This is a genomic window from Vibrio sp. 1978, assembly GCF_033344345.1.
The window spans coordinates 160,612-173,820 of record NZ_JAWPOP010000007.1 but is presented as its reverse complement, the minus strand read 5'-3'; the positions used below and the strand labels follow the sequence as shown (position 1 = coordinate 173,820).

Sequence of the window (13,209 nt, the reverse complement as noted above, 5' to 3'; positions counted from 1 at the left end):
TAGGTCACACAAAATGACAGACACAGCTAAACCAGCTCTACCAGATCGCCTAGCGGGTAACCCACGTAGCCCATTCTTCATCAAAGAATGCTTCGAGCACCAAATCGGTATTCGTATCAACGGCCAAGAGCGTACTGACGTAGAAGAATACTGCATCAGCGAAGGTTGGGTAAAAATTGCTTCTCCTAAAGCAAAAGACCGTTTCGGTAACCCAATGCTAATCAAACTTAAAGGCGAAGTTGAAGCGTACTACGTGTAAGCTGACCACGCTGAATGTATTTGAAAGCTCGAGTTTGACTCGGGCTTTTTTAATGCCTGTCATATCCCTCCTCATTTAATCTCTTCCCTCTTCTTTTCAGTACAAGTTATTAAGAAATCGATGTAAATCGCTGTTTTTATCTGATTGTTGTCTAAAGTTTCTAAAGAACGAACAGCAATAAGCATTGCCAAAAGAAACGACACCTTTTGAATACAGGGAGAGGAAATGGAAAGCCCACTTGTCACACTCAAACACGCCAGCAAAAGCTTTGTCGATGGCAAAGAGACACATCGCGTGTTGGAAGGCGTCGACTTCACGTTGAACACAGGAGCGAGTGTTGCGCTGACGGGCGCAAGTGGCAGCGGCAAAAGTACTTTGCTCAATGTCATCGCTGGCTTTGAGCCGCTTTCCGATGGTGAGTTGTGGTTAGATGGCGATAACACGGCGGCTTGGAAAGACCCACAATGGAGCCGATTTCGACATCAAAAACTCGGTGTTATCTTCCAGCAATTCAATCTATTAACGCCGCTCAACGTGCAGCAAAACATCGCCTTCCCTCTGCATTTGAATCAACAGAAATGGAACGACTGGTGCGATTATTTGGTCGAGACTCTAGGTATCAGCCAACTTCTCGACAGTCATGTTTCTGCCCTTTCCGGAGGTCAACAACAACGAGTCGCGATTGCGCGCGCATTGGCACACAAACCTAAGCTTCTACTCGCCGATGAACCCACAGGTAACCTCGACCAAAAAGCAGGCTTGGAAGTGATGAAACTACTCAGTGAAATCACCACCCAAGGCAATACCGCCGTGCTCTTGGTGACCCACAGCCATGAATGCGCTGAATTTATGAAAGCACGGCTGCGATTGGATAACAGTCAGCTACAGAACAGCCATCAAGTAAACAAACATGAGCTTCACCATGAAGCAAACTAAGCCATCAAACAACAGATTCACTCATACTCGACTCGCCCTGAATCTGTTTGCAGCGCACTATCGGCAGGCGCCACTGCAAGCCGCCGCGATTCTGATCGGTATCGTGTTGGCTGTGACCTTATTCGTTGCGGTGCAAGCCATCAACCTCAATGCCAAACGAAGTTATGCGGAATCTACCGAGCAGCTTAGCGCACAAGCTCAGAACTTAATTATTCCACCAGCAGGGCAAAACTATCTGCCCGAGTCTCTTTATTTCACCCTTAGACAAAACGGGCTCAGTGCAGCACTACCTGTAATCGAAGGGCGAGTGAGAGACGAACAAGGGCGTCGCTGGTCAGTGCAAGGTAGTGAGTTGATTGCCGCAATTTCCTCACGTTCGCGCTATTCGTCAGAAAACCAACAAAACGTGTCTTTGTTCGACAGTGCTTTACCTTTACCTGAGCTTTTGGCCGGTAAGCCGATCGTGATGATGAGCCAATCTCAACATCAAAACTTAGGGGAAGTAGAAACCCTAACTCTGGATGACATTCCAACCCAAGTGGTGGTGCTACCAGACGAATGGCAGTTAGGTAGCCGAATGTTGATGGACATTGGCTTTGCCCAGCAACTGCTCAATAAACAAGGGCAGCTCAGTTACATTGCAGTTTTCCATTCGGGTGATAAAGGGGATAAAGACACGCAGGCAAATTGGCAGAAGCTGATTAGCGATCAAGGGCAATGGATTTCCAATAACCAAAGTACAGACCTTGGTTCGCTGACCGACAGCTTTCACCTCAACCTCACCGCAATGAGCTTACTCGCGTTTTTAGTCGGGCTGTTCATCGCTTACAACGGCGTAAAGTACAGCTTGCTGAAACGCAATCGGCTGTTAGTGCAAATTCAACAAGCGGGTGTTGCGCCGAGCATTGTGTTCTCTGCGCTGTTAGTTGAGCTCACTCTTCTCGTTACCATCGGCGCTTCCCTCGGTTTTGTATTGGGCATGCAGCTTAGCCACTGGTTACATCCGACCGTGGCACTGACTCTAAAGCAACTTTATGGCGCGACACTGCTGCCCGGAACTTGGCAGTGGCAATGGTGGGCACAAGCATTGCTACTCACGTTAGTCGCCACCCTGTTGGCATGTTGGCAGCACTTTAAACAGCGAGTGCGCCAGCCGCTTTCCTCTCATGGCGGATTTTATCAAGCGCCGGAAGCCTCTAACGAAAACCAATTGTTCGTGATAGGTGCTTCGTTGACGGCTCTCGCACTCGCAGGGTTATGGTTGAGTGAGCATCACCGCTTCACCATGGCGTGGCTCGGCGTGCTTGTGGTGTCGATTCCTTTATATCTACCCAAAACACTCAGCGTCTTAGCCAATTGGTGTGAAAAACGCACCAATTCCGGTTTGATGCAGTATCTTTTTGCTGAGTTGCGCGAGCTGATTTCTCCGCTTTCTCTCGCCATGATGGCACTGCTACTCGCCGTTACAGCCAATATGGGGATGAATACGCTAGTGGGCAGTTTTGAATCCACCTTAAAACAGTGGTTAGAACAAAGGCTACACGCCGATATTTACGTCAGCCCTGCCCAAGGAGAAATCGCTGATGTAGAGCGCGCGTTAGGGCAGTTCAATAATGTTGAGACCGTCTACAAGCAATACTACGTCGACGATAACCTGCAAGGCTTACCGATTTTGCTTGGTACCAAAGACAAAGACACCTTAGAACAAACCATGGTGTTCAAATCGCATTTGGAGAACTTCTGGTCACGCTTTTACCAAGGTGAGTTGGTCGCTATCAGTGAACCAACCGCGGTCAAACTGGGTTTATCACTGGGTAGCGCGCTCACGCTTGATGCCGTTCCAAATAAGAACCTGCTTGTGGGTGCGGTATTCCACGATTACGGCTCACCCAACGGTGAAGTGTTATTGGCACCCAAATTATGGCAAGAGAGTGGCTTTACCGACCTGCCAACAAGCCTTGGCATTAAAGTATCAGGAGACCCACAAATCGTATACGAGCAACTGCGCGAGCAATTGAATCTGCATCCAAGTCAGCTCTACGATCAGGCGCAAATCAAATCCATCACGTTGGATATTTTCTCGCAGACCTTCGCCATTACACGCGCACTCAACGGCGTGACGTTGATGGTCGCGGTGATTGGTTTGTTCAGTGCTTGTTTTATGTTGCTCGACGCGCGCAAAGCCGCCATTGCAAGGCTGTATGCACTTGGCGTCAGCCGTCGTAAATTAATGACCATGGTGGTCGGGCAGATCGTCGCTTTGGTCAGTTTTACGCTGGTCATTGCCCTGCCCCTCGGTGCGATGGTGGGTTATGTACTGACAGACATCGTCACCTTACGAGCTTTTGGTTGGAGCTTAAATTATCTGTGGAATTGGAGTGATGCGCTGAGCATTGCGGCAATCACCATCTTGGTGGCAGTGATCGCAACCTTGATTCCGCTGTGGCGATTGGTCAGTAAGCCTGTCGTCTCCAGTTTGCAAAGCGAGGTCTTGTGATGGTTCGATTGGCAAGCAAGCTTACTCTACTCATAAGCAGCTTATTCCTATTCGGTTGTGAAGATGCCCAACAAAAAAATATGGGCACGTTGCTGGGCAGTGGAGATACACAAAGCGAGAGCAACCTATTCACACCCGTAGAAAAAGGGGTTGAACTCACCTTTCCTACCGATCATCAAGCGCACCCAAACTTTCGTCATGAATGGTGGTACTTAACCGCTAACTTAATTGATGAAGAAGGCAACCCACTTGGCGTTCAATGGACACAATTTCGCTTTGCTGCTGCGCCGCCAACGGGCGAAGATGACGTGAAGAAAACCGAGTGGCAAACTCAGCAAATCTACATGGCGCACAGCGCAGTCACGACAACCGACAAACACTATGCAGATGAAAAATGGTCACGCGCTCAAGCGTCCTTAGCCGGCGTCGATAGCTCTCCATTTCGTGTTTACCTCGATGATTGGCAGTGGACCTCTTCAACCAACGACCTCTTCCCTGCCACGCTAAATGCCAATTCAGAGCAGTTTGGCTACTCACTAAAACTGACCAGCAGCGCACCTTATCAAAAGCAAGGCGAGCAAGGTTACAGCACCAAAAGTGCCGATGGTCAGGTGGCTTCGTATTACTACAGCCAACCGTTTATTGATGTCTCCGGTGAAGTCACCATCGACGGCGAAACTCATCAAGTGTCGGGTGAAGGCTGGATAGATCGAGAGTGGAGCTCGCAATTCTTACTCGACTCACAACAAGGCTGGGACTGGTTTGCTCTGAGGTTGAGTGACAAAACCAGCTTGGTGGTGTTCCAGTTGCGGGATTCCAAAACCGGACAAGCTAGTTACGCCAGCGCAAAGCTGATGCAGCAAGATGGCTCTGGCATCGCCATTTCTCAAAAAGACATTCGCTTAATAGCAACCAAGCAAACAGAAATCCAAGGGCGAAAGTATCCAACCCAGTGGCAAGTGTCGATTCCAAATCAGCAAATTGAGCTTACCGTTTCTGCTCTCAACCCGAACGCGAAAATGCCGCTTTCGGTACCTTATTGGGAAGGCCCAGTACGTATTGAGGGCTCTCATTCTGGGACTGGTTACATGGAGCTAACGGGGTATTGAAATGTTGAGCGGGAGCCCCAATTATTCTACTAGAACAAATACTGGCAACCAAGTCATACACTGATTGAAAGGAAATATGATGAACCCAATTATCGCCTTGCTGAAAGAGAACAACATCAGCGATGAGCAAATCAACGAGATTTTTCAGACTCTGACGCAAAACCCTCTAGCGGCAATGGCAACAATCAGCCAACTAGGTTTGCCACAAGACAAGCTACAAATGCTGATGGCGCAAGTGATGCAAAACCCTGCGCTAATTAAAGAAGCCGTAGACGAGTTGGGATTGGATTTCTCAAAGGTTGAAGAAGCAAAAGAGAAGCTTCAAAGCCAAAACCAAGGCAACTAAGTCTTAACCATTTAGCGCTGAATATAGAAAAGGCCGTTAACCCGAGCATGTGGGTTAACGGCCTTTTTTGTTCACTAATTTGTTGTTAGCTACTTTTTTGCCAGCTAATTATCAGCGATTTAAAGACGCGAATTGATCTGCGGTCATACCGTAGTAAAGTTTATCGTCAAAGCCTTGCTCTAGTTTGTAGTAGTCTTTCTGACGGCCTTCTTGAGTAAAACCATTTTTCTCTAACGTCTTGTAAGAGCCAGCATTAGAAGCGTAGCAATCGGCACTGACTTTATGGGCGTTTAGCTCAGTAAATCCAATCTCGGTCATCATTTGGCAAGCGCGAGTCGCAACGCCTTTGCCCCATGCGCAAGTAGGTAACTGATAACCCACTTCGTAGTTGCCAGTTAAGAACATCACTGCGGTCACTGCACACATTCCTATGTACTGACCTTGTCGGTCGCGAATCACGAACGTTGGACTATCTGGCCAAACACCGTCTTTGATCGCTTGTGCCGTATTTTCAATAATAGGGCCAAAGAAGCCTTCATACAGACTGTTGTCAGCAGGAGCGAAGAACAGATACTGATTGACCTTATCGTCGTTCAACATCTCGATAATATCTTGTAGATCAGAGCCTTGAATCAGTTGGATAGTCAACGATTCGTTAAATGGGATGGCTTCGCCTTGTTTTAGTTTTTGATATGACATTTGTTACCTCGTTATCTGCTGAAAATAGTAGCCCAGCGAATAAGAGAAAAATTGGATTTTTGCGACAACTTTCGGGCTGCTTAGCAATGTATTACGACTCAAAATCGCCATAGATATCGATGGTTAAGTCGCGCTTTTTCAAGTACTTGCTCGGTGTTTTTCTTAGCTGCTGTTTGAGGGTACGAATCAAATGCGATTGGTCACTGAAACCAAATTGCTGTGAGAAGCTCGCCCAATCAATCGCCTCTTGTTGCTTGTAGAGGGTCAAAATCATCTGCTCCAGACGCGCCATTTGTTGATACTGCTTAACGCTCAACCCCACCACTTGTTTGAAACTGCGCTCAAGCGTTCTGCGAGAACAGGCGCACTGTTTGGCTATCTCATCAATATCCATCGCTAACTCAGGTGAACGTAGCGCTTGAGCATCCATCACGGACACTGCTTTTTGCGATGCCAAAAACGGTTTGGTACGGCAAGGTTCGATATCTAACGCATCTAAATGTCGCTTGATATAGTCCAGCAAACATTGCGGTGAATCCTGCAACTCTAACTGCCATAGACCTTGTTGAAAGGGCTCATCAAACGCCGCGTTAAGCCAATCAAACCATTCGCATTGGTTAATTGCACTAACTTGGGATGCGTCACTAAAAAAGGACTCAATGGCATATAAACCCTCGGGGCGAAAGGTGATACCAATACGCTTGATGGGAGCCGTATCTTCCAACAGCAGCAAGTGTTCGTTAGCCGTTAATAAATGGCAGCCTTTGCCAGTAAGCTTAGTGTCTCCCGTGTCGTAGCTGTAGCCTTGCTCTGGTGGCGTAAAGAGTAAATGAGCACGCGGGTTTGGAATAAGGTGCGGCTTGGGGTCAATGACTTCACCCTCAGGCACTTCCAAGTACCACACTTGATGAATGAGCCATTCGTACTCTGGCAGAGTGTGTTTCCAAGCTATCATGATTGTCCTAGCGGTTAGTAAAGATAATAAGCGCAACGTTTTTGCTTAAACATCTGTTAGTTGAGTGTGACTGATTGACGCGCATCTCGCCACGCATTTCTCACCCTGCTCCCTTGCAAGCTTGTTGGATTGCGGTAGGCTTTGAGCAGAGAAAACAAGCTGAACAGAACAAGGAAATACCCCGATGCGCGTCGACTACCACCAACGACTGGTTCCTGTGATTCGTTATTTAGAACAAAACTTTAATGAACCACTCAACCTGCCAGAAGTGGCCGCGCTGGCAAACCTTTCTCCTTATCACTTTCATCGCACCTTCAAAGCCGTGCAAGGCGAGACATTGGCCGATTTCATTCGACGTTTACGTTTAGAAGCCGCCGCCGATGACTTATTCAAATCCAAGCAACCAGTATTGAACATTGCCCTAGAGTACGGATTTTCTAGCTCACAGAGCTTAGCCAAAGCCTTCAAACAACATTATGGCGTTACACCTACGGCCTTTCGTGACTGCGAAAACTATCAGCAATTTTCTGAATTAGCACGAAACAGCAAGATTGGACACACGTTGCGCAAGAATGGAAACGAAGTAACACCAAGCGATTCATATACTGGCTCTGAACTCACCAAATGGAGCACGACAATGGAAACGCAAAACTTTGAAAAAGCTAAACTGGCTTACATTCGCGTAAACGGCCCTTACGGCCAAGGCTATGAAGAGCCATCAGGTCGCCTGTATCAATGGGCAGGAATGAAAGGTTTGGCAGGCAATACCTGCATCTTCATCTACCATGACAATCCAGAAATCACGCCAGACGAGAAGTGTCGCACTGATATCTGCTTGATGGTGCCAGAAGATACCGAAGTTCCCAAAGGCATTGAGCTGCAAGACTTCCCCGGCGGTCAATATGCGGTGATGCGCCAGCACATTACTGACCCAAGCCAATACTCAAAAGCGTGGGATGATGTCATGAGCAAAGTGATTGAATCCGGTATTGAGAACGACGACCGTCCTTGCTTCGAGCTTTACCACAGCTTCGACCCACAAACGCACCATGCAGACGTTAGCTTCTGCACTGCCATCAAATAAACCAAAAGCCTGCATCGTTGCAGGCTTTTTCATTTCTTACTCTGGTTGCTTAAATTCGTTCTTCCAAACGCTGTTTATCTTTTAATCCAATTACTTAGAACACGAACGAATACCTCAGTATTTTCGTGATCCTACTTCGCGTTTTGGCCACGCGCATTCATTCGCTCGGCTGAGTTGGGATTCATTTCACAGATTATTCATGAAGCGAACCTAGACTGAAAAAATTCTATCGACCCCGTTCGACCTACAACGCTAGGCACAATAAAAACTAGGTACTACAGCACCTCTAGGACATTCCATGAAGAAGAACTTACTTGCCATTGCTCTTGGTAGCGTGATTGCGCTGACTGCTGCCCCATACTCTATCGCGGCTAACGATGCTGCCGTCCAATCTTCCGCCGATTACTCACAGATCGTCACTAAACGCCAGGTTGTCGACCAACTTCTCAACGACGCAGTACAAGCATTCAAATCCCCTGCGCGTATCTCGCATGCGGGTTTTACCGCCAAAATGCCGAGCAACATGGAGATTGTTACCGACCGCTTACTAGAAGCATACAAACTTGAGCCGTACCGCACTGACCTACTGATATCTGCAGCAAACGCGCAGATCTACAACAAGAATGCAGACCGCGCGATTGAACTGTTTGAACAAGCCCTTTCTGTCGCACCAGACGATGTGGATTTGCACGCTTACTTAGCGGTATGGCAACGCTTTGAGGGCAACCAAGCGGAATCAGCGAAACACATGGCGACGCTCACGAAGCTCAATGCAGGTAAAGCCGCAGACATCCAACGCATCTTCGACACCGTAGACCGCGTACTTGCGACTCCATTAAAAGAGAAAGCCGACAAAGGCAAACTGGATGACAAAGGCGCAATCGTCACGCTGGGATACGCGCTGAACCCAGATGGTTCTATGCACCAGATCTTAGTTGAGCGTTTGGAAACCACGTTAGCAATGGCGAAAGCAAATCCAGACGCATTGATCGTATTGACGGGAGGCGTACCGAAGAACCACAAAACTGAAGGCAAATTAATGGCGGATTGGCTGATCGAAAAAGGCATCAGCAAAGATCGCATCATTGAAGAAAACTACGCCACCAGCACGGTAGGTAACGCCCTATTCAGCAGCTACGCATTGGCGCGTCATAACATCAAGCACGCAACCATCATAAGCTCAGCGAGCCATGTGCGCCGTGGTCAAACCTTGTTTGAAATCGCAAGCTGGCAAACTGGTCCGCAAGGCATCACTTTCGACACCGTAAGCTACCCAGACAAGCCACTGAAAGACTTAGCCAAAGCCAGCGATAGCGAACTGCTTGGTATCTACCGCGATGCACTGCGTACTTACGGCATGTGGAGCTACCGCTCTTACCCGCTAGAGTCGCGTTAAGTATTCTCGACTCATACCAATCAAAAAAGCCTGCGTACTTGCAGGCTTTCTTGTCTTTGTGCAGTGATAAGAACCGCTTAAATCGCTTCGCCGTTTACCGTTACTGCCACATCAATGTTGCCACGAACTGCGTTTGAGTATGGGCAAACTTGGTGTGCAATGCGCGTTAGCTCTAGCGCTTGCTCTTGTGGCATGTCTAGCTCTACCGCTAGGCTCACTGTCAGTGCAAAGCTGCCGTTATCGTTAGGACCGATGCCCACTTGCGCTGTTACGGGTGCACTTTTCAGATTTACTTTACCTTCACGTGCTACGTGCAAAATCGCGTTAGAAAAACACGCCGAATAGCCCGCTGCAAAAAGCTGTTCTGGGTTAGTTGCTGCGCCTGTGCCGCCCATTTCCTTCGGGTATGACAGCTCTAGATCGAGAAGACCGTCATCAGTTTTTACTTGACCATTACGACCAGCCAAAGCGGTAGCTTGAGTTTTGTATAGAGTAGTCATGCGAGTGTCCTTCTTAATTTAAGTTGTACGCAATTTAATTGCTTGCAATCTTATATCGAAGTAAAGATCGTTTGCAACTATATTGTGCACAATTTATTTTATAACTCTCTTTCTCTGCAAGCAGGTAGGCAACACCAATGAGCCAGTGTTACACCGACAACACCATGACCGACGACGATAAACTCTTACTCGAAAACCAAGTTTGCTTCCCGCTCTACAGCGCAGCAAATGCAGTGATCCGAGCATACCGCCCGTTGCTGGACGAGCTTGATCTGACTTATTCGCAGTACTTAGTGATGATGGTGTTGTGGGAGAAAGATGGTGCCAGCGTGAAAGAGTTGGGGTCTCAACTGCATTTGGACTCAGGCACACTCACGCCGCTGCTTAAACGCTTAGAAGCAAAAGGCTATGTAGAGCGCGGCCGAAGTGAAACCGATGAGCGCGTCCGCGTACTCAACCTCACCGAGCAAGGTCGTGACCTTAAAGAACAAGCTAAGTCAGTGCCAAACGCTATGATGTGCAAAATCACCTTAGAGCTAGATGAAATGATCATGCTGAAGAAGTTGTGTGGCAAAGTGCTCGACAATCTGAGCTAACAAGATAGAAGCATCCGCTTCCACACTTCCTATTAGAAAGAGCCTGCCGAGATGCAGGCTCTTTCGATCTTAGCTAGAAGATCTACTCAAAGTAATCATTGGTATTCTCTATTGCTACTCTGCCTTAATCTTCAATAAAACCTATCAAAGCAAACTCACTTACATCGGATTTCCCTATCAAGTGAAATAGGAAATAGCTATCAATAGGATAGTTACAAGCGATTTTCCTTAAACACACTCCGATGAGAATATACTTTCCGAAAGCAACAACAGCTCAGCTTAAAACATTCAAAGGAAAGTAAATTATGATTAATACTCAAATCAAACCATTTGCAGCTACAGCGTACAAAAACGGCGAATTCGTTGAAGTAACAGAACAAGACGTTCTAGGTAAATGGGCAGTATTCTTCTTCTACCCAGCAGACTTTACGTTTGTATGTCCAACAGAACTGGGCGACCTAGCAGACCACTACGAAGAGCTACAAAAACGTGGCGTAGAAGTTTACTCAGTATCAACTGACACACACTTCACTCACAAAGCATGGCACGACAGCTCAGACACAATCGGTAAGATTCAGTACTACATGCTTGGCGACCAAACAGGCAACATCACAAACAACTTCGGTGTGATGCGTGAAGGTCAAGGTCTTGCAGACCGTGCAACGTTCCTAATCGACCCAGAAGGTACTATCCAAGCAATGGAAATCACTGCTGAAGGTATCGGTCGTGACGCAGAAGACCTACTACGCAAAGTGAAAGCAGCTCAATACGTAGCAGCACACCCAGGCGAAGTTTGCCCAGCTAAATGGAAAGAAGGTGAAGAGACTCTAGCTCCATCACTAGACCTAGTTGGCAAAATCTAAGCCACTGAAATTTAAGTTCTAATCAGTTCCCGATTTCCTTTTTCTGATTAGAACTGAATTAGAGAGCACTTCAGGTTAGATACCTTGACGACCTTCTGCCTGATTTGCTCTCTCCCCCTCAGGTTTTATCTACAGTAACCACTTTTTATTACCTATCTGAATAAGTAGGTGTGCAGTAATTGCGTAGAAAAAATCGTTTAGAACCAGGCATAGATTTTCGATAGCTAGTTACTCTAACTACAAAATCTATAACGCAGTTATCAACGATTTTAGCTAGCAAGAATGAACAAATACTTGTTTTGATTGGTAACTATTTAATTAAGGTAGTAACAACTATGTTAGACCAAGCGATCCAACAACAACTCAAACAATATCTGGCTAATGTAAAAGAAGAAGTTCGTTTAGTGGTTAGTCTAGATGAAAGCAAAGCATCGAATGACATTTTGTCTCTAGCGAACCAAATCGCAGAGATGAGCGACCTAATCACCGTTGAACGTGACGACAACGCAAGCGCACGTAAACCAGTGATGGCGGTAACTAACCCAGCAAAAGGCACAGCACTACGCTTTGCAGGCTTGCCAATGGGTCACGAATTTACCTCTCTAGTCTTGGCACTGCTTCATTCCGGCGGTCACCCAATCAAACTAGAACCAGAAGTGATTGAGCAAATCGCAGCACTAGACAAAGATCTAGACGTAGAAATCTTCATTTCACTGTCGTGTCAAAACTGTCCGGACGTGGTTCAAGCGTTCAACATGATGGCGGCGATCAACCCGAAAGTAAAAGCAACCATGATCGATGGTGGTTTATTCCAAGATGAAGTGAAACAGCGCGACATCATGGCAGTACCAAGCGTATTCGTAAACGGTGAGCTATTCGGTCAAGGCCGTATGTCTCTGACTGAAATCCTAAACAAAGTGGATGACGGCGCGAGCGAGAAAGCCGCGAAAGCACTGAGCGAAAAAGCCCCATACGACGTGCTTGTAGTCGGCGGTGGTCCTGGTGGTAGCGCAGCTGCTCTGTACGCCGCTCGTAAAGGTATTCGTACTGGCGTTGTTGCTAAGCGTTTTGGTGGTCAGGTTATGGACACCATGGCAATTGAGAACTTCATTTCGGTAAAACGTACTGAAGGTCCAAAACTGGCGACTGATCTTGCAGAACACCTAAAAGAATACGACGTAGATGTCGTGACTGAGCAACAAGCTGAGAAGCTAATGGGCGCAGCACACACAGAAGATGGTTTGATTCACATCCAACTTGAAAGCGGCGCAACGCTGAAGAGTAAGAGTGTCATCCTTAGCCCTGGTGCACGCTGGCGTGAAATGAACGTTCCGGGTGAGCAAGAGTACCGCAACAAAGGCGTCGCGTACTGCCCACACTGTGACGGCCCACTGTTCAAAGGCAAGAAAACCGCAGTTATTGGTGGTGGTAACTCAGGCATCGAAGCGGCTATCGACCTTGCTGGTATCGTAGAACACGTAACGGTTCTTGAATTCGCAGACGTACTTCGCGCAGACCAAGTGCTTATCGACAAAGCGAACTCACTACCAAACGTAGACATCATCACGATGGCGCAAACAACAGAAGTAGTAGGCGACGGTACTCGCGTAACAAGCTTGAAGTACAAAGACCGCAACACAGACGAAATCAAAGAGATTGAACTGTCAGGTATCTTTGTTCAAATCGGTCTAGTACCGAACACAGAATGGCTAAAAGATTCAGAAGTAGCGCTATCTGAGCGCGGTGAGATTGAAGTCGGTAGCCGTGGCGATACTAGCCTAGAAGGTGTGTTCGCAGCAGGTGACGCAACAACCGTTCCTTACAAACAGATCATCATTGCGATGGGTGAAGGTGCAAAAGCAAGCTTAGGCGCATTTGACTACCTAATCCGTAAGCAAGGTTAATCTCCAATTTCTTGAACACAAAGCGCACGGTGCTGTGTTTTCTTCCCCGGAAAACCAATCGGGGC

General features: G+C 47.3%; 13 protein-coding genes. 10 read left to right on the top strand and 3 right to left on the bottom strand.

Annotation, left to right across the window (positions count from 1 at the left end; all coding sequences use genetic code 11):
- Window positions 1–13 precede the first annotated feature (13 nt).
- The 5 genes from R8N49_RS09680 (at window position 14) to R8N49_RS09660 (ending at window position 5,147) form a co-directional block, all read left to right on the top strand.
- Window positions 14–259, top strand: coding sequence for a DUF3297 family protein (locus tag R8N49_RS09680; RefSeq protein WP_005374689.1), 246 nt, complete (start codon window positions 14–16; stop codon window positions 257–259).
- Between the two features lie 225 nt (window positions 260–484).
- On the top strand, window positions 485–1,195 hold the full coding sequence (locus R8N49_RS09675) for an ABC transporter ATP-binding protein (protein ID WP_258490029.1): 711 nt from the start codon (window positions 485–487) through the stop codon (window positions 1,193–1,195).
- A complete protein-coding gene (locus R8N49_RS09670; RefSeq protein WP_258490028.1) occupies window positions 1,182–3,692 on the top strand; it encodes an ABC transporter permease in 2,511 nt (836 codons plus the stop codon). Before R8N49_RS09675 ends, R8N49_RS09670 begins: the two co-directional genes overlap by 14 nt.
- Complete coding sequence (locus R8N49_RS09665) at window positions 3,692–4,801, top strand: lipocalin-like domain-containing protein (protein ID WP_258490026.1); 1,110 nt, start codon at window positions 3,692–3,694, stop codon at window positions 4,799–4,801. Before R8N49_RS09670 ends, R8N49_RS09665 begins: the two co-directional genes overlap by 1 nt.
- Window positions 4,802–4,880: 79 nt before the next feature.
- Complete coding sequence (locus R8N49_RS09660; protein WP_004746427.1) at window positions 4,881–5,147, top strand: DUF2999 family protein; 267 nt, start codon at window positions 4,881–4,883, stop codon at window positions 5,145–5,147.
- Window positions 5,148–5,258: 111 nt separating this feature from the next.
- Here R8N49_RS09660 and R8N49_RS09655 read toward each other — a convergent pair whose 3' ends face one another.
- Together R8N49_RS09655 and R8N49_RS09650 are read right to left on the bottom strand one after the other, a co-directional pair.
- Complete coding sequence (locus R8N49_RS09655) at window positions 5,259–5,846, bottom strand: GNAT family N-acetyltransferase (RefSeq protein ID WP_258490024.1); 588 nt, start codon at window positions 5,844–5,846, stop codon at window positions 5,259–5,261.
- 91 nt (window positions 5,847–5,937) lie between these two features.
- Window positions 5,938–6,801: a helix-turn-helix domain-containing protein gene (locus R8N49_RS09650; RefSeq protein ID WP_258490022.1), complete on the bottom strand. Its 864-nt coding sequence runs from the start codon at window positions 6,799–6,801 to the stop codon at window positions 5,938–5,940.
- Between the two features lie 184 nt (window positions 6,802–6,985).
- Here R8N49_RS09650 and R8N49_RS09645 point away from each other — a divergent pair, with 184 nt between their 5' ends.
- Window positions 6,986–7,885, top strand: coding sequence for an AraC family transcriptional regulator (locus R8N49_RS09645; protein ID WP_258490021.1), 900 nt, complete (start codon window positions 6,986–6,988; stop codon window positions 7,883–7,885).
- A gap of 298 nt (window positions 7,886–8,183) precedes the next feature.
- Complete coding sequence (locus R8N49_RS09640; RefSeq protein WP_042600224.1) at window positions 8,184–9,281, top strand: YdcF family protein; 1,098 nt, start codon at window positions 8,184–8,186, stop codon at window positions 9,279–9,281.
- Window positions 9,282–9,358: 77 nt separating this feature from the next.
- Here the strand turns inward: R8N49_RS09640 and R8N49_RS09635 are convergent, their stop codons facing one another.
- Window positions 9,359–9,781: an organic hydroperoxide resistance protein gene (locus R8N49_RS09635; RefSeq protein WP_258490020.1), complete on the bottom strand. Its 423-nt coding sequence runs from the start codon at window positions 9,779–9,781 to the stop codon at window positions 9,359–9,361.
- A 137-nt stretch (window positions 9,782–9,918) separates the two neighbouring features.
- Between R8N49_RS09635 and R8N49_RS09630 the strand changes: the two genes are divergently transcribed.
- The 3 genes from R8N49_RS09630 (at window position 9,919) to ahpF (ending at window position 13,144) form a co-directional block, all read left to right on the top strand.
- Window positions 9,919–10,377: a MarR family winged helix-turn-helix transcriptional regulator gene (locus R8N49_RS09630; RefSeq protein ID WP_005383518.1), complete on the top strand. Its 459-nt coding sequence runs from the start codon at window positions 9,919–9,921 to the stop codon at window positions 10,375–10,377.
- Between the two features lie 305 nt (window positions 10,378–10,682).
- Window positions 10,683–11,240 (top strand): alkyl hydroperoxide reductase subunit C, encoded by a 558-nt coding sequence (gene ahpC / locus R8N49_RS09625; protein ID WP_005374632.1) that lies wholly within the window; start codon window positions 10,683–10,685, stop codon window positions 11,238–11,240.
- Window positions 11,241–11,575: 335 nt separating this feature from the next.
- A complete protein-coding gene (gene ahpF, locus R8N49_RS09620) occupies window positions 11,576–13,144 on the top strand; it encodes an alkyl hydroperoxide reductase subunit F (protein ID WP_186585578.1) in 1,569 nt (522 codons plus the stop codon).
- The last annotated feature ends 65 nt before the right edge of the window (window positions 13,145–13,209 follow it).

Excerpts from the sequence above, each read along its gene's own strand:
- R8N49_RS09655 (WP_258490024.1), bottom strand. The coding sequence starts at position 5,846 with ATGTCATATCAAAAACTAAAACAAGGCGAAGCCATCCCATTTAACGAA.
- R8N49_RS09670 (WP_258490028.1), top strand. The coding sequence starts at position 1,182 with ATGAAGCAAACTAAGCCATCAAACAACAGATTCACTCATACTCGACTC.
- R8N49_RS09650 (WP_258490022.1), bottom strand. The coding sequence starts at position 6,801 with ATGATAGCTTGGAAACACACTCTGCCAGAGTACGAATGGCTCATTCAT.
- R8N49_RS09675 (WP_258490029.1), top strand. The coding sequence starts at position 485 with ATGGAAAGCCCACTTGTCACACTCAAACACGCCAGCAAAAGCTTTGTC.
- R8N49_RS09665 (WP_258490026.1), top strand. The coding sequence starts at position 3,692 with ATGGTTCGATTGGCAAGCAAGCTTACTCTACTCATAAGCAGCTTATTC.
- ahpF (WP_186585578.1), top strand. The coding sequence starts at position 11,576 with ATGTTAGACCAAGCGATCCAACAACAACTCAAACAATATCTGGCTAAT.
- R8N49_RS09635 (WP_258490020.1), bottom strand. The coding sequence starts at position 9,781 with ATGACTACTCTATACAAAACTCAAGCTACCGCTTTGGCTGGTCGTAAT.
- R8N49_RS09630 (WP_005383518.1), top strand. The coding sequence starts at position 9,919 with ATGAGCCAGTGTTACACCGACAACACCATGACCGACGACGATAAACTC.
- R8N49_RS09660 (WP_004746427.1), top strand. The coding sequence starts at position 4,881 with ATGAACCCAATTATCGCCTTGCTGAAAGAGAACAACATCAGCGATGAG.
- R8N49_RS09680 (WP_005374689.1), top strand. The coding sequence starts at position 14 with ATGACAGACACAGCTAAACCAGCTCTACCAGATCGCCTAGCGGGTAAC.
- R8N49_RS09645 (WP_258490021.1), top strand. The coding sequence starts at position 6,986 with ATGCGCGTCGACTACCACCAACGACTGGTTCCTGTGATTCGTTATTTA.
- ahpC (WP_005374632.1), top strand. The coding sequence starts at position 10,683 with ATGATTAATACTCAAATCAAACCATTTGCAGCTACAGCGTACAAAAAC.
- R8N49_RS09640 (WP_042600224.1), top strand. The coding sequence starts at position 8,184 with ATGAAGAAGAACTTACTTGCCATTGCTCTTGGTAGCGTGATTGCGCTG.